The 19,584-nt window shown below is 28.1% G+C and carries 16 protein-coding genes and 4 riboswitches; of the genes, 3 read left to right on the top strand and 13 right to left on the bottom strand.

Annotated features, from left to right (window positions below; genetic code table 11):
* Positions 1–86: 86 nt before the first annotated feature.
* The 13 genes from E0E45_RS11925 to E0E45_RS11865 all read right to left on the bottom strand — a co-directional run bounded on the left by E0E45_RS11925 (position 87) and on the right by E0E45_RS11865 (position 14,623).
* Entirely contained in the window at positions 87–827 is a 741-nt protein-coding gene (locus E0E45_RS11925) for a fimbria/pilus periplasmic chaperone (protein ID WP_130891380.1), read from the bottom strand.
* Positions 828–893: 66 nt separating this feature from the next.
* Entirely contained in the window at positions 894–1,439 is a 546-nt protein-coding gene (locus E0E45_RS11920) for a spore coat protein U domain-containing protein (RefSeq protein WP_130891379.1), read from the bottom strand.
* Positions 1,440–1,540: 101 nt separating this feature from the next.
* A riboswitch (cyclic di-GMP riboswitch) is annotated at positions 1,541–1,616 on the bottom strand.
* Positions 1,617–1,776: 160 nt separating this feature from the next.
* Positions 1,777–2,514: a fimbria/pilus periplasmic chaperone gene (locus E0E45_RS11915; RefSeq protein ID WP_130891378.1), complete on the bottom strand. Its 738-nt coding sequence runs from the start codon at positions 2,512–2,514 to the stop codon at positions 1,777–1,779.
* Positions 2,515–2,593: 79 nt separating this feature from the next.
* Positions 2,594–3,172, bottom strand: a complete 579-nt coding sequence (locus E0E45_RS11910) for a hypothetical protein (RefSeq protein ID WP_130891377.1) — start codon at positions 3,170–3,172, stop codon at positions 2,594–2,596.
* A 108-nt stretch (positions 3,173–3,280) separates the two neighbouring features.
* Positions 3,281–3,356, bottom strand: a riboswitch (cyclic di-GMP riboswitch).
* Between the two features lie 95 nt (positions 3,357–3,451).
* Positions 3,452–4,201 carry a fimbria/pilus periplasmic chaperone gene (locus E0E45_RS11905; RefSeq protein WP_130891376.1) on the bottom strand — a complete coding sequence of 250 codons (750 nt, stop codon included), beginning with the start codon at positions 4,199–4,201 and terminating at the stop codon, positions 3,452–3,454.
* Positions 4,202–4,277: 76 nt separating this feature from the next.
* A complete protein-coding gene (locus E0E45_RS11900) occupies positions 4,278–4,871 on the bottom strand; it encodes a hypothetical protein (protein WP_130891375.1) in 594 nt (197 codons plus the stop codon).
* 101 nt (positions 4,872–4,972) lie between these two features.
* Positions 4,973–5,048, bottom strand: a riboswitch (cyclic di-GMP riboswitch).
* Between the two features lie 206 nt (positions 5,049–5,254).
* Positions 5,255–5,995, bottom strand: coding sequence for a fimbria/pilus periplasmic chaperone (locus E0E45_RS11895; protein ID WP_130891374.1), 741 nt, complete (start codon positions 5,993–5,995; stop codon positions 5,255–5,257).
* A 15-nt stretch (positions 5,996–6,010) separates the two neighbouring features.
* Positions 6,011–6,922 carry a toxin-antitoxin system YwqK family antitoxin gene (locus E0E45_RS11890; RefSeq protein ID WP_130891373.1) on the bottom strand — a complete coding sequence of 304 codons (912 nt, stop codon included), beginning with the start codon at positions 6,920–6,922 and terminating at the stop codon, positions 6,011–6,013.
* A gap of 23 nt (positions 6,923–6,945) precedes the next feature.
* Positions 6,946–9,570, bottom strand: a complete 2,625-nt coding sequence (locus tag E0E45_RS11885; RefSeq protein ID WP_232044114.1) for a hypothetical protein — start codon at positions 9,568–9,570, stop codon at positions 6,946–6,948.
* Positions 9,560–10,399 (bottom strand): hypothetical protein, encoded by an 840-nt coding sequence (locus tag E0E45_RS11880; RefSeq protein ID WP_130891372.1) that lies wholly within the window; start codon positions 10,397–10,399, stop codon positions 9,560–9,562. Before E0E45_RS11880 ends, E0E45_RS11885 begins: the two co-directional genes overlap by 11 nt.
* A gap of 48 nt (positions 10,400–10,447) precedes the next feature.
* The gene (locus tag E0E45_RS11875) at positions 10,448–11,887 is read right to left on the bottom strand and encodes an ABC transporter substrate-binding protein (protein WP_232044113.1); all 1,440 of its coding nucleotides are present in this window, start codon (positions 11,885–11,887) and stop codon (positions 10,448–10,450) included.
* An 11-nt stretch (positions 11,888–11,898) separates the two neighbouring features.
* Entirely contained in the window at positions 11,899–14,013 is a 2,115-nt protein-coding gene (locus E0E45_RS11870) for an HD domain-containing phosphohydrolase (protein WP_130891370.1), read from the bottom strand.
* A 103-nt stretch (positions 14,014–14,116) separates the two neighbouring features.
* Positions 14,117–14,623 (bottom strand): hypothetical protein, encoded by a 507-nt coding sequence (locus tag E0E45_RS11865; RefSeq protein WP_130891369.1) that lies wholly within the window; start codon positions 14,621–14,623, stop codon positions 14,117–14,119.
* Positions 14,624–14,716: 93 nt separating this feature from the next.
* A riboswitch (cyclic di-GMP riboswitch) is annotated at positions 14,717–14,793 on the bottom strand.
* Between the two features lie 215 nt (positions 14,794–15,008).
* Between E0E45_RS11865 and E0E45_RS11860 the strand changes: the two genes are divergently transcribed.
* From E0E45_RS11860 to E0E45_RS11850, 3 genes are all read left to right on the top strand, one after another.
* Entirely contained in the window at positions 15,009–16,316 is a 1,308-nt protein-coding gene (locus tag E0E45_RS11860) for an NCS2 family permease (protein WP_130891368.1), read from the top strand.
* Positions 16,317–16,338: 22 nt separating this feature from the next.
* Positions 16,339–18,051: an adenine deaminase gene (locus tag E0E45_RS11855; RefSeq protein WP_130891367.1), complete on the top strand. Its 1,713-nt coding sequence runs from the start codon at positions 16,339–16,341 to the stop codon at positions 18,049–18,051.
* A 285-nt stretch (positions 18,052–18,336) separates the two neighbouring features.
* A complete protein-coding gene (locus E0E45_RS11850) occupies positions 18,337–19,425 on the top strand; it encodes an antitoxin (protein ID WP_130891366.1) in 1,089 nt (362 codons plus the stop codon).
* Positions 19,426–19,584 lie beyond the last annotated feature (159 nt).

Raw genomic sequence — 19,584 nt, 5'->3', positions numbered from 1 at the left:
ACTGAAAAATACGATTTGAAGAGTTTATTTTAAAAAAGAAAGACTGCTCTTCAAGAACAGTCTTGTAAATTTATATTTAGTTGTTATTATAAAGTATGTACTTTATCATAATATACTTTTCCATTTTGATCAGTGATTACCAATTTTGCCTTTTTTCCTTTTAAATTAGGACCTAACTGCGTTGATAAACTTATATCTTTTTTACCTTCTCTAGCTGAAATTCCAAACAATCCAGATATTTCAGTATCAGAACCCTGCACTTTTAAATTATATGAAAATTTTAAAGAGGTATTTCCTTCTGAAAATGAAGAAGCTGAAATAATTGCAGAGTTCCCATTATAATCTAAATTTAGATTTGATAAAGTTCCTTTGTGTATAAGATTTCCTTTATATCCATAAACACTAATACTAATTTTCGTAATAAAATTTAGGTTTGAAGAAACATTATTTTTATTGTTAGAGGAAACAGTTTTTATTTCTCCAGGAATTTCAGTAAAAGTAAGTAAACTTGTATATTCCCCATCTTGAATAGATGAATCAGGTTTTACTCTAAATCTTACTGTTTGCTTCCCAGCAGGTTTTAAAGATATTGTTTTAGGAAAAATAGTAAGAGTAGAATTAAGATTGTATTTCTCTCCAAAATCAGAATCAGTTTGAAAAACTGCATCTAATCTTAGTGGTTCAGTTGTATTGTTTAAAATAGTAATTTCTTGAGTAGAAGGTTTATTTAATTCTACTGAAAATCCTGTGGGAGCTACAGAGAAATTAAGCGAATATGATAAAATAGAAAGATTTAATAATAATACAATAAAAAGTAATTTTTTCATAAAAATCCTCCATTAATTTAAGTTGAAAAACAGCAGCATATTGCTACTGTTTTTATAATTTATATTTTATTTTTGTGGTTCAAGTGAACCATCAAAGTTATATCTAACATTAACTGTGATTGTTCCATTATAAGTACCAGGAGCTGCCTTTTCAGGAACAGTTTTAATAATTCCTGTAACAGGAAAAACTAATGAATTATTCTCTTCTATAGCAAAGTTATCTTTAAAAACAGTTCCAATAGCTATTCTTGCTTCACCATTTCTATATTTATCTATTGAATAAAGAATTGCATTTAAAGTAGAATCTTTATTATTTGTATTAACTAATGTCACACCACTATTATGTCCTAAAACATTTGGTGCTACAAGGTTTTCCAATTCAATAGAAACTACTTTTCCTTTTTCGCCTTCAATCCTTATTTCACCTGCTTTTTCTTCAGTGGCATTTTCTTGGCCTTGAGTTAATATGCCAAAATCTACAGGTGCAGTAGTAACTTTTAATGGTTTAATAATTTGAGCTTTAACATTTAAATCAGCACTATCAGACATTCCAGCACTAAAAGTAACTCCTGATATTGCTAATATACCAGCTAACAATAATAATTTTTTCATTTCTATCCCTCCCAGAATATAAAATATTTTATAATAACAATAACTTATATAATAAAAAAAGCAACTATTATTAAAGTGCAAAAAATAACACTTTTAAAAATAATTGCAACTGGCTGCCATTTAACAGGCCCTATAGCTTTGCGTCATAACATTTCTGTTATTTTGCTAAATTATAATATATACTTCTTTAATATATTATACTCCAGCAAATAATGTATGTCAATATAAAAAAAGCTTAAATTTACGATTCAAAGATATAATTTGAATTTAAATAAAAAAAGAGTTCTACTTTATAGAACTCCTCATAAAATATGGATTTATAAATTTTTAATTGTAATTATAAATTATGAACTTTATCATAATATACTTTTCCATCTTGGTCAGTAATTACTAACTTGGCTTTTTTACCTTTTAATTTTTCTGGAGCTTCCATCATTAAAGAAATTTCTTTTTCTCCATTTCTAGCAGAGATTCCTAAAAAACCTTCTGATTTTAAATTGGAATTTAAAATTTCTAAAGAATAAAAGAACTTAATAGAAGTGTTTCCTTCTGATAAAGATAAAAAATGAAGATTTAAATGGGTTCCATTATATGTTAAACTTACAGCTGAAAGAGAACCTTTAACATTAGGAGTTCCTTTTTCTCCAAATATTCCAATACTTATTTCAGTTTGTATTGCAATGTTTGTTCCATTAACATTTTTTTCTGGCACTGTTGTTTTTATTTTTCCAGGAATTTCTTTAAATGTGAGATAACTTTTATATTCTCCATCTCCTATATCAGAAGTAGGTTTTACTCTGAATCTTACTATTTGCCTTTCACCTGGTTTTATAGATATAGTTTTTGGAAAAACTGTTATGTTAGAATTTATATTATATTTTTCACTAAATTCAAGATCTGATTCAGTAAAAGCCTCTAATCTTAAAGGAGATGAAGTACTATTGGTAATAGTGACTTCTTCTGTAATTACTTTATCTAAGCTAAATCGAAATCCAGTAGGAAAAACAGAAAAATTTAAAGCATAGATATTAAGTGAAAGAATTAGAAGTGTTGCGAAATAAATAATTTTTTTCATTAAAATCCTCCAAAAATAAAAGTTATATTGTAAAAGAACTGCAACTTTTTAGTTACAGTTCTTTCTATTAATTAAGATACTATTTTTTTATAACTGGGTCAGTATAAACAGCTTTAATTCCTAATATACCTTGATAATTTCCAATGTCTTGATTTATTCCAGCAGTAAGAGTTCCTTTAACATCTAAAGGAAGTTTAGTTTTTGGTTGAGCATTATTACTATTAGGATAATAATTAGCTTTACTTCCAAATGTAAGAGGTGAATTGCCTACTTTAGCTGAATTATTATATAAAAATAATTTAGATATCATTTGTTTATTAGTTATAGTTGTTAGACTTCCATCTTGATATAAAACTACATCAATACCATTAGAAGGATCTATATATTGACTTCCACTTTTATTTTCATCACGAACAGTAATTTTTATATTTTTACCAGAAGACCCTACAATAGTAAAAGAACCAGATTTTTCTTCAGGTTTATTTTCTTGACCAGCAGCAATACGTCCAAAATCTACAGGAGTAGTATCAACAATTTCTAATTGAGTTACCACTTCTGCTCTAACATCAACAGTTCCTGTTGTGTCAGAACTTGTTGTAGCAGCAAAAGTAATTCCAGATACTGCTAATATACTAACTAATAATAATAATTTTTTCATATCTATCCCTCCCAGAATATAAAATATTTAATAATAACAACAACTTATATAATAAAAAAGCAATTATTATTAAAGTGTAAGGATAGAATTACTTGCATCTTTAAAAATAATTGCAACTGGCTGCCATTTAACAGGCCCTATAGCTTTGCGTCATAACATTTCTGTTATTTTGCCAAATATTTAATATATACTTCTTTACTGTATTATACTCTATTCTTCATTAACTGTCAATGAAAAAATCGAGAAATAAATTAGAATTAAAGGAAATATTTGAAAAAGTTAAAGAGTATGAATTTTTTTATAATATATTTTTCCATCCTGATCTACAATAGTAATTTCAGCCTTTTTACCTTTCAAATTTTTCCCTGGAATAGAAACACTAATAGGTGCTTTTCCATTCCTTAAAGTAAGGCCAAACAATCCATTTGTTTCTAAATTAGAATTTAATATATTTATTTTATAAAAAAATTTTAAAGAAGTGTCTCCTTCAGAATTGCTCATGGAAGAAATATTTATATAATTATTATTATAATTGATTTTTATGTCAGAAAGGCTTCCTTTAATGCGACCTTCTCCATTTTGTCCAAATACACTTATACTAACTTCAGTCAACATAGTTATATTTGTTCCAATTGTTTCATTAACTCTGTTGTCCTCTCCAGTTTGAGCAGTTTTTATATTTTGTTCAAGTTCTCTAAAAGTAAGAAGACTTTTATATTCGCCTTTTTCCATATTGGGAGAAGCTTTTATTCTAAATCTAACAGTTTGAGTAGCTCCAGGCTTTATAGCTACAACTTTTGGAAATATTACAATATTAGAATTTAAAGTATATTTTTCACTAAAATCAGAATCACTTTCAGGATATATTTCAATTCTTAGAGGATCAGCTGTATTATTAGTAAGATAAACTTCATTAGTAGATACTTTAGTTAAATCTACTGCGAAAATTGTAGGCATTACTGAAAAATTAAAAGAATATGAAATAATAGAAATACTAATTAGAAATAAAAATAATAAGAGTTTTTTCATAAAAATCCTCCTGAATATTTAAAAAAACAGCAGCATAGCTGCCGTTTTTATTATAAGTATAACTTATTAATTAATCTTATTTTTTCAAACTTCCATCAAGCCATCCATTATGTTTAACTTTTACCATTAAAGTACCATTATATTTTCCACCAAATTGGCTTGGATCAGTAGTTACAGAACCTTTAACTTTAAAGGTAGATGTAAAACCTTTTGAAGTTCCATATTGATAATCACCAGAATCAAGAATAACACTTTCCTTTGTAACTTTATTATCATTACTATCATAAATTTCTAATAGAGAAGTCATTTGTTTAAATTTCTTATTTCTATCATTGGGAGTTACATCTGTTAAGCTTAATATTACTGGAATACCACTATCACTTACTGCTTGATAATCAGTAGCACCATTAGCATCTTTAACAGAAAGAAGTACTTTTGTACCCTTTGAACCAGTTATAGTAAATTCTCCCACTTCTTCTGGAGTATCTTTAGTAGCACCTTTTCTTAAAACACCAAAATTAACATCTTTTTGTTTAGCTATAATTAGATCATCTAAAACTTCTGCACGAACACCTATTTCTGCTTCAGCTTCAGTTTTAGGTGTACTGTCAACAGCAAAAACCGAACTAGCTACAACCAATAGTCCTGCTAATAATAATAATTTTTTCATATCTATCCCTCCTAAATATTTTATATTTTTATTTATCTCCTGTATACTAAAAATGCAATTATTATATAAAAACACGATTATGAAATCATATTTTTTATAATAATTGCAACTGGCTGCCATTTAACAGGCCCTATAGCTTTGCGTCATAATGTTTCCATTACTTTGCCAAGAAATTAAAATATACTTGTTTTATGTAATATAATTATACATTAATAATTAATGTATGTCAACAAAATATTTTTAATAAAAACCTTATAAAAATACGAATAAAAGAAGTTTTATGATAGCAGGACTGGAAAGTGAATTAAAAAAGTCAGAGATATAAAACTGAACATAAAAATAAAAAGAAGGAGATTATTTTCCCCTTCCCTCTATGTTTAATCTTATAAAGAATTTGTTCCAGCATAAATAATTTTATTATCTTGATTTTTTAATATAAGCTTTATTTTTTTTGCTTTTAATTCAGGAATTTCTATATTAGTGAAAAGTTTTTTTTCACCAGATCTTGCACTTGTTCCAAATCTTCCTTCAGAAATAATATTACCATTTTCATTTTCTAATATATAGTTTATTCTCATAGCAGTATTACCTTTTGAAATAGTATTACATTGAAGAGAAAGAACTTTTCCAGCATAAGTTGCTTTTACATCTTGTACTGTACCATCAATTACAGGTTTTCCCTTAATACCTGACACACCTATTGCTACTTCTGTAATAAAAGTAAGTTCTGTAGATAATCCCTTATTATTTTGATTATCAGTGATTACAGTTTTTATTTCTTTGGGAACTTCTTTAAATATTAATAAACTTCTGTATTCACCATCTTTCATTTCTGGGTTGGGTTTTATTCTGAATCTTATAGTTTGTTTAGCACCAGGTTTGATAGATATCATTTTAGGAAAAACAGTGATATCATTATTTAAATTAAAATTTTCAAAAGAATCAGCAGCTTCCAAATGTGTTTCTATTCTTAAAGGAGCAGGAGTATTATTGATTATATACACTTCCTGAGTTACAGGTTTTTTAAGTTCAACTTTAAAACTTGTAGGAGCTACAGAAAAATTAAGGGCATATAAATTGATTCCAATGATAAAAGTCATAAAAAATACAAATATTTTTTTCACGAAGTCACCTCTACATTAAAGTTCTGATAATAATTTATCATATTTTTCAAATTTTAGATTTCTGTTGAATTTTTTAAATCTTTCTACAATTCCATCTTTAAATGGTTGATTTTTTTCAATTACATTTCCCTTATCATCAATTTCATCTCCATTTTTAAATAAAGATACAAGGACTATTCCTCCCCCTTTATCATAAATGATGACTTTTCCATCTTTTAATCCATTTTTATATGTAACAGTAGTTTTTATATCCCCTGTTTTATAGAAAAATTTCCAAGTATTCTCTCTTTTATTATTTTTATAAGCTCCCTCTATAAGTGGGACATTATCTGTAGAAAACATTTTTAGAGGACCATTGAGTTTTCCATATGAAAAAATAGCTGTGGTATCTAGTACACTTGGACTATGGAAGAAGACAGCTTCTCCATCCAATAGTCCACTTTTGTATGTTACTTGTGTTTTTACATTTCCTTTTGGATCATAACTTACTACTTTTCCAGAAAGAATGCCATCTTCAAAATTTTCATAACTTTCTATTTTATTAGTTTCATAGAAATATGCCCATTGACCATGTGGCTTATCATAGTTATATCTAAGAATAGCTCTATTGCTTCCTGTAAGATATTTAATAACCCATTGACCATGTTTTATTCCCTCCACATATCTACCTTCATAGATGAAGCTTTTGCCTTCATCTGAAATAACGCCTTTGAAAAATCCATCTCTTATCCCTGATTTATACTCTTCATTGATGCCAGGACCTCTGAATTCACCAGTAAAAGGGACAGATTCATTTTTGAAATAGACGATATTATTTTTTATCTGTTTATTTTCGATTTTCTCTATCCTTTTGTTATCAGAGTATGAGAGTTCGAATATACTAAAACATAAAATCATAATTATCATTAATAGTTTTGATTTTTTCAAAATAACCCTTCTCCTTTGATTTTTTAGTAATTATTTAAGATGTCATCTATTTCATCTTCATTCATATCAGTTGTTGTTTCTTGAGTTGCTTCTTCATCAACTTTTCTCATCAGTTGAGTGTCATAACCTTCGAAATACTCTCCAGTTTCTGTATCTGTAAGAGTAACATCAACATCTAGTTCAGGAGCAGTAAAATCAAAATTTTCCTGACCAAGATATATGAATTTCATTTTATATTGTCCTGGTGGTATATCTTCAAAGAAGAACATTCCATCAAATTCAGGATCGACTTCATATTGAACTTGCCCATCTTTTTCAAGGACTATAGTGGTCATAGATACAGCTTGTATAAATTGCCTTTCTGTAAATTCAGATGTATTCCAGATATTTCCTGTAACCATTGAAACAACTTCAATAGGGATATCAACTTTAAGCCCAGAAGATTTTCTTGTTTTTATTTTTAAAGCACCCTTAGAATTTTTCATCATAGGGTCAATAGTTTTTCTGTTTATTGTAAGATCTATAACTTCGTTAGTAACAACTCCTTCAGCTACATAATTTCCATCTTCATCAGCTATGAAAGTTTTATTATTTACCATAACACCAGCTTCTGGAATAGGAATATCCCCTTCATCAAATATACCGTTTCCATTTTTATCAAGGAATACTTTACCATGTATCCAAGCTCCAGTAATGGAAACATTGCTTTTAATTTTTCTAAGGGGATTGCTAAGATCGATAATCTTACTTGCATGAAGACTTGTAGTTGTTTCACGATTATTGTTTTCATCTATTGTAACATCAGTTGGAACTTCAAGGTAGATAAAATCGTCTAATTCTACAGTGAAAGTAATACCATATCTAAATTTTTCTGTTTCACTGGAATATTTTGCTTCTACACCAAAATCAACAAATAAAGTATCTTTTATTAGTTCCATATTTCTTTTATTTATTTTTAATGAGTATTCCTGTTTATATTCATCATCACTTTTCTTTTTGCTTATTTCCCCATCTAACATCATATTTAAACTTTGGAATCCAGAATAAGCAAAAGATGGATAGAATGCAACCCCTTCACTTCCTTTTGTTAATTCCTTTTCTGCTCTCAAAGAGAAAGAAACAGGATTAAGCATTGATGAGTACCATGTTCCATATACATTTTTACTTTCAATATCAGTATCATAATAAATATATCTATTAAGCCCAAATTCAAGAGAGTTTCTATCAAAACTTTTACCAATAGATATTGAATTATATTTTTTTAAATTTGTGTCTTCATAGACATATGGTGAATATTTATTTTCAGTAAATCTTAAATTATATGAAAATAATTTTTGTTCTATTGAAAGATTATAGCTATTTTCTTGCTTTTCTATTTCATAAAAATTTTTATAATTAATTAAAGTAGGAAAATTATGAAGACCTGTACTCCATAAAAAAGTATTTTCTAAAAATCTGTACTTTCTTCCAGAAGTACTTATAAGGTCGCTTCCACTTATTCCTATAGTAAGGTTATCTGCTAGTCCATAAAAAGCTTTTACAATACTTTGAGGATCACCATTATCAGCATTTTTACCACTTTGAGCTGAAAATCTGTATCTTCCCTTTTTTAATAATTCAGAATCTGATAGAGAATAGACAGTTCTTTCTTCTATTCCACCATTTTTATAATAAATTTTTAATGTATAGTCAGAACTAAGTATTCCATCATCTATTCTAAATTCAAAATCTTTTGTTTGAGGGGTTATGTAACTTAATAGCATTCCATTTCTATATAGTTCAATTATATCAGCATCAAATGCCTCCCCTTTGATAACTGTAATAGCTCCATCTTTTGTTACATATGTTTCTTCATTATTAAAACTTACTCCTAGAATATTACTGTCTATGCTTAAAAAACTAGGTGTTATAAGAGAAAAATTACCTAATACAAGGTCATTATCTCCAACGATATCAGAATAAGTAAGGTTACCATAGGTAAGTTCTGATTCAGGTCTTATACTACCTGAGAGATATAATTCTCCATAAAGAAATTGTGAAGCATATTCATATGAAAGCTGATTCTCAGGTCCTTTTATATCAGATTGAGAATAATCTAATTTTAATAATCCAGGAGTTATAAGTTTTCTGGGAACTTCAATATCAATTTTTTTTTCTTCCTCTTCTTTTCTGCTGTCTAATCTTAATCTTTCTACTTTTCCTTTTTCTCTTTCTTCATATGGAAGAATAAAATTTGGTTCTAAAGTTAATCTCAAAGATGAAAAATCATATTTTATTGAAGTAAAATCCATCTTTTTTTCTAAAGCTTTTGAATTAACAAACAGTTCTCCATCTAAGACATAAGCTTCATCATCTGAAAAAGAAACATTAAAATCTTTTCCATCAAGTTTTCCTGATATGGATTTTTGATTGATATTTACTTCAAGTCCATAAAGTTCCATAAAATAAAATAAAGCATTCATTCCTATGTAAACTTCTTCATTATTATAGTCATATTTTACCATGAAAAAGTCATCTTTGATCTTTTTTGCACTTATTTGTATATATGAATCTTCAAAATTTTCATAATTTTCTATTGAATAAAGAGATTTAGATACAAGCATAAGAAATACTAAAGAAAGCAGAAGCTTCCTTTTTTTAATCATCATACTCCACTCTTACTATAAAACTTCCTTTATAGATTCCACGACTATTTGAGTTTGATTGACATCTACCATGAATTTTAATGTCAGATGTTTTTCCAGTGTAAGTTTCATTAGTATTTTCATTTAATTTTTTTATAATTGTTTTGCTCATATTAGAGTTTTCAAACCAGACATCAACTTTTAATGAATCTTGAGAATTTTTAATGCTGGTAATTTTTATATTTTCAGGATTTAGAATTTTAAATTTTACATTTTTACCATATTCTCCAGTAGCTTCAACTGTTGCAGGAGAACCACTGCCATTAGAAGTATCAAGAACAGAACCAGCTATTCCTTTTCCAAGATTCAGATCTTCCTTGACACTTATTTTCAGTAAAGTTATTGGCTTTACATCACTAAGATCAACAGTTATATAATTACTAGTGTTTTTATATTGATGTTCTTCTCCTCTATAACCAATTGCTAAGTCAGGTTTTTTATTAGTTTCCTTCCAATTAAAAATAAGAGTACCTTTTAAAGAAAATTTAATGGTATCAATTGAATTGTTTTCATTATCTTTAAAATAAACGCGATTTTCATTTCCTATACCTTTATTTATATTTGTTATTTTTAAATTTTGCCCATTAATAAAATTTTCATTTGTAGTTTCTATATTTGTAACTTGAAAAAAAGTATCTTTAGTATTATTTTTAGCTCTTATTGTAACTTCACTAATTTCAAAATTGACAATTTGAGTTTGATTTTTTATAACATCTTCTTTTGTGTATATTCCTCTTACTGAAACATCAAATGCAGTATTACCTGAATAAGAAAAAGAAAATATTACAAACATAAGTCCTATTATTAACTTTAGCCTCTTATATATTTTAATCCCCTCCCCTTATCTTTTTATATATTTATATTTTTCAGCTCCTACTATGAGAGTCTTGCCATGAGAAATTGGAATATATGGAAGATCTTTATAAATAAGTTGAACTATTTTATCAAATACTTGATCTCTTTTTTCTTTATCTTTTTCTTCTTTTATTATTTTGAGAAATGGTTGTAAAGCATTGTACATTTCCATATCTCCAATATCATAAAGAAGAACTTTACCTAGATTAAATACAGTATAATTGCTATTAAATGCAACATTGAAAATAGCAAGATCAAAGTCTTTGTTCTGAAATTTAATATAGTATGAATCTATTTGATGAGGCAGAAGGTTTACTTTCATTCCAGCCTTTTCAAGAGAGGCTTTTATTTTCTCAGCCTGTTCCATACTATTATTTGTATTAAGAACCATAATATTAACTTCTTTATTTTTTAATCCTGCTTTATTTATATTTTCTTTAGCTTTTGAAGTGTTGTAATCAATATTTACTTTAGAAAGTCTGGGAGTAAACATTGTACTAGGAAAAAAAGAGTCAGCTGTTCTTTGAACAGCACTTTCTATAGCCTTTCTACTTTCAATAGAGTAATTTTTTTGATTCCCAAACATAAGAACAGTACTTTCTGTTTCTTCACTTTTTTCAACAGCAACATCATCATCAATTATTCCATATTCTTTTGCATTATTTAGAGATTTTTCTGTTACATCTAAAGCAATATTAGCTTTGTCATTAAACAAAGCTATAAGTCTTTGACTTTCATTAACTTCTTCTCCAATATTTACTTTTTTTATACTGGAAATTCCATTGAAATAATTGGGAAATCTTTCCAACTTTAAAGTTTTTCCATTAAAACTTTTAATAGAAAAAGGACCAGTACCAATTATTCCTTTTTCATTTCTTTTAGCTATAGAACTAATTTCATAAGTCAATGCAGTTAAAAAAAGACTGTCTTTTTCAGCAATTTTTATTATTAGTTCTTTTGTGTTTAAAACTTTTATGTCTGTTATTTCAGAATAAAAAGTTTTCAATGTTCCATTTTTTTTCAGATATTCTAATGAATCTTTAACATCTTTGGCAGTAAGAATACTTTTGTCATGAAATTTTATATCAGTTTTTAATTCTATAGAGAGTTCTCTGTCATTCAGCCATTTATAATTTTTAACAAGGCAAGGTTTTATATCTCCATTCTTATTAAAAGTAAAAAGAGTATCATACATCAATGGAATAGTCCTTTTAGAATAATTATCTTTTATCATGGCAGGATCAATGGTTGAAACTCTCATTCCCTGCAGAATATTCAAAGTTTCAGGAATCTCACTAGTTTTTTCATTTTGATATCCAAATTCATCAGCAAAAATATTTTCTACGTCGTTAGTAGTACTGCTAAAGCTAAAGATCAAAGAAAAATTAAATATCAATAATAATAAATATTTTCTCAAAAAATTCACCTCTGCAGTATTTATTTATTTTTTATAGCTGAGTAGATTTCATCAGCAAGATATATAGATTTTGTATTTTCTTCATAGATTTTTTTAAACAATTCACTATTTTTTAGGAAAAGATTAACCAATTCAGGATCAAAGCTAATATTACTTTCCTCAGTTATAATCTGTACAGCTTTTTCGTGTGAAAATCCAGGTCTGTATGCCTTATCTTGTCTTAATGTATCATAAGTATCTGCTAAAGCTACAATTCTTCCTTCGATTGGAATTTCAGTTCCTTTTAATCCTAATGGATATCCTAAACCATTCCATTTTTCATGGTGGAATTTAACAAGATTTTCAGCAACGCTTCCTAATCCTAATTTTTCAGCAAGTCTATGTCCTACAATTGCATGTTCTTTTACTTTATTAAACTCTTCAGCAGTTAATTTTCCAGGTTTATTTAAAATTTCATTAGGAACAATAACTTTACCTAAATCATGTAGAATAGCAAATTTTCTAATTTCAGATACTATTTTTTTGTCTAAACCTGATTTTTCAGCAAGTAATTCAGAATACATAGATAACCTTTTTGCATGATCTCCAGCTTCTTCCTGGTCTAATTGATTTATCATTTCCAATGTTTCTACTAAAGCATTACCTAAGACTTCAGCTTTTTTTCTATTTTTCTCAGATTTTATAAGAACTATTATCAATATAATAATAAAAATTACAGTTGGAACAGCTACTTTCATCATAAGTTTATAATTCTTTTCTACAAGAATATTTTTATTAGCTTCAGGGTCAGAGAGAGTTTTATCAACTGCGAAACTTCTCATTATTGTATTGACAAGTTGACTTAATTCTTCTTCGTTTTTCTTTACACCAAGACTGATAGCCATATTTTCATTTATAGTTCCAGCTATTTTAACCTCATCATCAAGGAATTCATTAGTTATAGCTCCTCTGATAACACTTGAAAATCCTACAAAGTAATCTCCATGTCCTGCAGCTAATTTTTTAAGACCTTCTTGAACAGACTTAACAGGAATTATAGTAATATCTTTAGTTACTTGAGGAAGATATTCAGAAAAATAACTATTTTCAACTACAAGAACTTTTTTATTGTCTAAATCACTTATACTAGCTCTATATGAATCAAGTTTTTTATTTGCTATACCTATATCACTTGAATAATATGGAGTACTGAATATATACTTTTCCGTTTTTTTCTGATTTTTTATAATGTAAGCATTTATATCTCCATTATCTTTAGTTATTTTAAAAGGAACTCCAATAATAGTTTGCAAGTCATTTAATATTTCAGGAAGAAGTCCTTTGTATCTTCCATCTTTTTCATAAAAAAGCGGAAGAATATATTTTGAATTAGGGAGCTGTACCTTTATTTCTTTGAATTTATTTTTTATGATATCTTGATTAGGAGTATCTTTTAAAAGATAAGTATAATAATCTATTCTATTTCTTTTTATAATATCTGTAAAGTTAGAAGAAGGTAGGGAAGTTATGTAAGTTTTTATGGCATTATATATTTCAGTTTTATCTTCTCTTACAGCTATTTGTTCTCTATATTGAAGAGATTCTATCACTCTGATATGACTTTCAACAGAGTTGCTTTCAGCCCAATCTACAGCAATAAAAGCATCAGCTTCTCCAGTTTCCAGATATTCCAGTCCTTTATCTTCATTTGGAGCACTAACTTTTTCAAATACTATATTTGAAAACCTTTCTTCAAATTCTGCCAAACCACGAGAATTAGGAATATAAGCAATTTTTAATCCATTTAAATCACTTACTTTTCTAATACTACTGTTGTTTTTTACTAGAACAGCTACCCTGTATGTAATAGATGTAGGAATATAATCATAGTGTTCATCTTGATAAGAATCAACAACCCTTATCATTACTTCAGGATTTTCACTTTCTAATTTATAATCCAAATTATATTTAGAATTTAATTTTTCAGTGTTAATTTTTTCAAATACTTCAGCATAAACACCTTCATACTTTCCAGTTTCTAAATTTTTATACAGATACATATCTGTAAGGTTGAGAGGTATCTTTATAGTTAAAGAATCTTTTGCAAAGACAAAAGAACTAAAAAGTATAAAGAAGATTGTAATTAGTTTTTTCATTAGCACCACCATTTTTATATTATTTTTATTTTTTTATTTATAAAGATATTGTGAAGTGAAGTTATAACTAAAAATTTGGAATTATGATTTTAAGGTGTATTGCTTATATCATAGGGTCATCAGTATATTCAACTCTGAAAGTGATCGAACCTTTGTAAATTCCAGAAGCAGTCTTTGATGTAACACTAAGTTCTCCTGGAACAAAAAGAGTGTAAGGAATTCCTTCTTTTAAAATGAAGTTTGCATCATTCTTTACACTAGGTTGAGTTCCAACTTTGAAATAGGCTATAAGCTCATTGCTGGAATTTTTTTCATTTCTAAGGATAACTTTAAGGGGAGAAGAATCAACCTGAGTTGGGGTTCCAATACTTGAATCAGCCCATTTTAATGTAACATATCCATTACCAGTAACTTCTAATTTACCATCAGTTTTTGTTTTTACTGTATTATTGTCTTGAGCTATAACAGTTCCAAAATCAGCATTTTGTACTACTTCAATTTTTAAAGGTGCTAAAAATTCAGCAGTAACAGTTACTGCAGCCTCATTATCACTTCCAAAGAGAATAACTGAGGAAATGAATATTCCTAAAAGAATTAATATTTTTTTCATAAATTTTCCTCCAAAATTTCTAAATAACTTAATTTTTAATCTAGATAAAAAAAGTGCAATCACAAAAAGACAGAGAGCTTCTGTATTTTTTAGAATTGCAACTGGCTGCCATTTTAATAGGCCCTATAGCTTTGCGTCATAATGTTTCCATTATTTTGCTATAAAAACTCTTTGAATCGTTTTTCTGAGCAGGTGTTTCTAATTAGAGAATACTATACTTCATTAAAAAAGTCAATATTTTTTGAAAGGGAAAAGCGAATAAAAAAGTTCTATAAAATTGGCATATGGATAATATAGAGTTCATATATAAAATAGTTTGAAAAAACCTGAATTTATGTTATACTACTTCTATTAATTTATAATTTTTAAGGGGGAAACTTTTAGAATGGATTTTTTAGAGAAGCAATTTAAGCTGAAAGAGCATGGAACAGATGTAAAGACTGAAATATTAGCTGGAATAACTACTTTTGCAACAATGGCATATGTGCTGGCAACTGTACCATCTATGATGGGAGCAGCAGGATTCAGTAAGGCAGCAGTTCTTACTATGGTTATCATTTTATGTGCTGTGACATCTACTGCAATGGGACTTGCAACTAACAGACCATTTGTACTTGGACCAGGACTTGGAAGTGTAGGAGTATATGCTATAACAATGATAGTTGGAGAAGAAATGTCACCAGCAGTAGCTTCAGGGGTTATTTTCTGGGAAGGAATAGTTTTTGTTATTATTTCATTTGTAGGACTGAGAGATATTATTGTAAAACTTATTCCATTGAGTATAAAAATATCTATCAGTGCAGGTATAGGATTATTTATATCTTTACTTGGATTTAAAAATGCTGGAATAATAGTTGCAAATGCAAAGAAAAATGTACTTGGATTTGGTGATCTTACAAGTCCAGCAGCAATTCTTGCAGTTATGGGACTTGTTATACTTTTAGTGTTTGAAATTAGAAAAATAAATGGTGGAGTTATTCTTGCAATAATTCTTACAACAATAATAGGGATACCTTTAGGGGTTACTAAAATACCTACTACTATCTTTGCAGCTCCTGGAAGCATTTCAGAAATGGCATTTAATATAGATATAATAGGAGCATTAAATATAAAATATATTCCATTCTTATTTGCCCTTTTCATACCTGACTTTTTCTCAACTTTTGGAACTGTTATAGGAGTAGGAGCAAAAGCAGGATTGCTTGATAAAAACGGAAATCTCCCTGGAATAGAAAAATGTTTCTATGTGGATTCTATTTCTACTGTGTTGGGAAGTTTCTTCTGTATGCCTTGTATGACTACATATCTAGAATCAGCAAGCGGAGTAGAAGCAGGAGGAAAAACAGGACTTACTTCTATATCTACATCAGTAGTATTTTTGTTTATGTTCCTTATAACGCCATTGGCTTTAATGATACCAGCAGCAGCAACTGCTCCTACATTGATGCTTATTGGAGTAAAAATGCTTAGTGGAATGAGAAATATAAATTATGATGATGCTACAGAATGTATACCAGCATTTTTATCAGTAGCTTTAACTATATTTACATTCAATGTTGCAAATGGTATATCTGCAGCAATAATAGTTTATGTAATATTAAAATTAGCAAGTGGAAGAAGCAAAGAAGTACCAGCAGCTATGTATCCTTTTGCAGCAATTCTTTGCTATTATTTCTATACATTGACAATATAGAAAATAAAAACAGGAGAAAAGAATGAAAATAGATTTATTAATCAAAAATGTAAAAATCTACAATTCATATTTAAAAAAATTTAGAGAAGCTAATGTAGCTATATTAGATAAAAAAATACTTCATATAGATACTAAAAAAGAGATAGAATTTGATGCTGAAAAAGTAATAGATGGAAAAAATCAGTATATGATACCAGGATTAATAGATATCCATATGCATATAGAGAGTTCTATGATGACTCCAGCACCATTTTGCCATCAGCTTGCAAAAAATGGAGTCACTACTATAGTAGCAGAACCTCACGAGATAGCTAATGTATTTGGGGGCAGAGGTATATATGCTATGATAAAGGCAGAAGATAGTATTGATACAAGTATATTTTATGGAATACCAAGCAGTGTTCCATCTACTTCTGAAGAATTGGAAACAACAGGAGCAGTCATTGATTGTGAAGGAATGAAAAAAATTGCTGAAAATCCAAATGTTATCTGTGTTGGAGAAGTAATGAATTACAGAAAAGTTATAGTAGATGATACTTTAGAAATATGTAAATTCATAGAATATGTAAAAAAAGAAAAGCCAACATATGCTATTGAAGGACATTGTCCAAAACTTATTGATCTTGAACTTTCAAAGTTCCTATATCTTGGAATAAATGGAGATCATACAGAGCATACAATGGAAGAATTCAAACAAAGATTTGAAAATGGTATGTTTGTGGAAATACAAGGAAAATCTATTGAAAAAGAGCTTATAGACTATATAAAAGAGAATAATCTTTATGAGCATTTCTCTTTTGTAACTGATGATGTAATGGCTGATACTTTTCTTAATGAAGGACACCTAAATATTGTTATGAAAAAAGCTGTCAAAGAAGGATTGAAAATAGAAGATGCTATATATTCAGCAACATATACTCCAGCCAGAAGAATGCGCCTTTTGGATAGAGGTGTGTTAGCACCTGGAAAAAAAGCAGATTTCTTGTTTATAGAGGATTTAGAGAAATTTGAAATAAAAAATACTTTTATTGATGGAAAAGAAGTGTATGATTCTTTAGAGGAGAAAAAATATATTCCTACAACATATAGATTTCCAGAGGATTTTTATAAAAGTGTACATGTAAAAAATATAAAAGCTGAAGACATAAAAATACCAGTACAAACTGCTGAAAAAGAAGTTATGTGCAGAGTGATAGAAGTAAGTGATGGAAGTACAAGAACTAAAGAACTTATTAGGGCAGTTCCAGTAAAAGATGGATTTTTAGATTGGGAAAGCAGTGAATATTGTTTAATAGCAGTGTTTGAAAGACATGGAAAGAATGGAAATATAGGATTCGGACTTGTAACAGGAGATTCTATAAAAAAGGGGGCAATAGCAACAACATATGCTCATGATCACCATAATTTAATGGTACTAGGAAAAACTTCTGAAGATATAGTTAAAGCTGCCAATAGAATAATTGAAATTCAAGGTGGAATATGTGTTGTAGAAAATGAAAATATCCTTGCTGAGGTAGAATTGCCAGTAGCTGGAATACTATCAGAAAAAAGTGTGGAGGAATTAGGAAAAGAAGTAGAAAGATTGAGGAGTTCTATGAAAGCTCTTGGATATAAGCACTATAATCCTATAATGTCTTTATGTACTTTATCTCTTCCTGTATCACCTGCATTAAAGATAACAGATAAAGGACTTATTGATGTAGCAGAATCAAAAGTAGTAAGCCTTATAGTATAGAGGAAATGAACTAGTGAAAAAATTGATATTATTCAAAAATGTATTGTTCATTTTTTTGAATAGCTCAGTATATAATTCAAGTCACCACAATAAAATATAGCATCAATGTTGACACCAAGTAGAGAGATATCTGTCGCAACCAGATATCTCTTTTTTAATTTAATTAAAAAATACAAAGGTTCACTATTTCATGAAATTAAAAAAAATGCTGTATAACTATTGACAAATGGCTTCTAAAAGGGTAATAAATTAGGTAGAAAAACATTCAGAATGGAGGAACTCATAATGGACAACATTATTATGACTGTGGGAACTAGCCTTGTAGAAAATTACATTGCCAATAACCCAAAGAAAGAAAATATAACTAAAGAAGATATACTTGGGTACTATGAAAAGGAAAATATAAAAGATTTTAGAGATAGGAGATATGGTGCAGAAATAATAGCACTGGAAAATCTTATGGATAAAAAAATATTTTCTGGAAAAAGAATATTTCTCATAATTCATGATACAGAAAATGGAAAATTGGCTGGAGATGTTCTTGAAGAGTTTATCCTTAAAAAAAATATAGCTAAAATAGTAGAAAAAAGAATTATTCATAACTTGAACAAAAGAAATCATAAAGAATTTAAAACTCTTGGCCTTAAAGGACTTACTGAAGAAATAAGAAATATAGTTAATAAAATAGGAAATAGTTTAAATGTCAGTGTATGTACAGTTGGAGGATATAAGGCAGAAATATTTCTAGTAGGACTTATGGCACAGCTTCTTCATTTAAAGTCATATTTTATGTTTGATGAATTCAATGAAGTGACAGAAATATCACCCTTACCAATGAAAATAGATTATGATTTTTATCTGGAAAATAAGGAATTCTTTAAATTAATAGATAGAAAAGAAAAAGTTAAAGAATCTGAAATTAAAGATATTTTAATAAAAAGTCCTTATTTAAAAAACTTTATAGAATTTGAAGAAGAGAATGGAGAAAAGTATGCTGAATTTTCTGCTATGGGAGAATTTTACATGAAGAGAATGACTTCAACAAGTAATCTTCCTTTAAGTACAAGCAAACGTGCTCCAGCAGATAAGGAAATGGCAGGAAGTATAAAAGTAACTGAAGAATTAGAGAATATAGTAAATTCATTGAAATGCTGTCCATATGTAGAGAAATTAAAAGTTGTATATTATAACCCTGATAGAAATATAGCTTTTTCAAAATTCTCATTAGCTCAGAATTATCATGAACAGATGATAGTAAGCTTAGAATATAAATGTGGAAAAGGGGTAGCAGGAATAGATTTATACACAGTAGGTGGAACAGAAAAAGTAATGAAGTCACTGCTTGCTTATTTTAATGAAAACTTTTTAGACTAAATATTATTAATATATTGTTTATATAAAGGCTGACATAGTTCAGCCTTTTTATAATTCATGAAATGTAGTATAATAAACAGAAGGAAATTAAAAAAATAATTAATATTCAATTAAATTCAAGAGAAAAATATGGTATTATTTACATAGAAATTTAAAAGA

Origin of the sequence: Fusobacterium ulcerans ATCC 49185 (assembly GCF_900683735.1) — a bacterium.
In the GTDB taxonomy this organism is placed as follows: domain Bacteria; phylum Fusobacteriota; class Fusobacteriia; order Fusobacteriales; family Fusobacteriaceae; genus Fusobacterium_A; species Fusobacterium_A ulcerans_A.
This window is presented reverse-complemented; position numbering and strand designations above follow the sequence as displayed.

What these genes read in the sequence shown, in the direction of transcription:
- E0E45_RS11900 (WP_130891375.1), bottom strand. Translation starts at nt 4,871, where the DNA reads ATGAAAAAATTATTATTATTAGCAGGACTATTGGTTGTAGCTAGTTCG.
- E0E45_RS11910 (WP_130891377.1), bottom strand. Translation starts at nt 3,172, where the DNA reads ATGAAAAAATTATTATTATTAGTTAGTATATTAGCAGTATCTGGAATT.
- E0E45_RS11865 (WP_130891369.1), bottom strand. Translation starts at nt 14,623, where the DNA reads ATGAAAAAAATATTAATTCTTTTAGGAATATTCATTTCCTCAGTTATT.
- E0E45_RS11925 (WP_130891380.1), bottom strand. Translation starts at nt 827, where the DNA reads ATGAAAAAATTACTTTTTATTGTATTATTATTAAATCTTTCTATTTTA.
- E0E45_RS11860 (WP_130891368.1), top strand. Translation starts at nt 15,009, where the DNA reads ATGGATTTTTTAGAGAAGCAATTTAAGCTGAAAGAGCATGGAACAGAT.
- E0E45_RS11870 (WP_130891370.1), bottom strand. Translation starts at nt 14,013, where the DNA reads ATGAAAAAACTAATTACAATCTTCTTTATACTTTTTAGTTCTTTTGTC.
- E0E45_RS11915 (WP_130891378.1), bottom strand. Translation starts at nt 2,514, where the DNA reads ATGAAAAAAATTATTTATTTCGCAACACTTCTAATTCTTTCACTTAAT.
- E0E45_RS11905 (WP_130891376.1), bottom strand. Translation starts at nt 4,201, where the DNA reads ATGAAAAAACTCTTATTATTTTTATTTCTAATTAGTATTTCTATTATT.
- E0E45_RS11920 (WP_130891379.1), bottom strand. Translation starts at nt 1,439, where the DNA reads ATGAAAAAATTATTATTGTTAGCTGGTATATTAGCAATATCAGGAGTT.
- E0E45_RS11850 (WP_130891366.1), top strand. Translation starts at nt 18,337, where the DNA reads ATGGACAACATTATTATGACTGTGGGAACTAGCCTTGTAGAAAATTAC.
- E0E45_RS11855 (WP_130891367.1), top strand. Translation starts at nt 16,339, where the DNA reads ATGAAAATAGATTTATTAATCAAAAATGTAAAAATCTACAATTCATAT.
- E0E45_RS11880 (WP_130891372.1), bottom strand. Translation starts at nt 10,399, where the DNA reads ATGTTTGTAATATTTTCTTTTTCTTATTCAGGTAATACTGCATTTGAT.
- E0E45_RS11885 (WP_232044114.1), bottom strand. Translation starts at nt 9,570, where the DNA reads ATGATGATTAAAAAAAGGAAGCTTCTGCTTTCTTTAGTATTTCTTATG.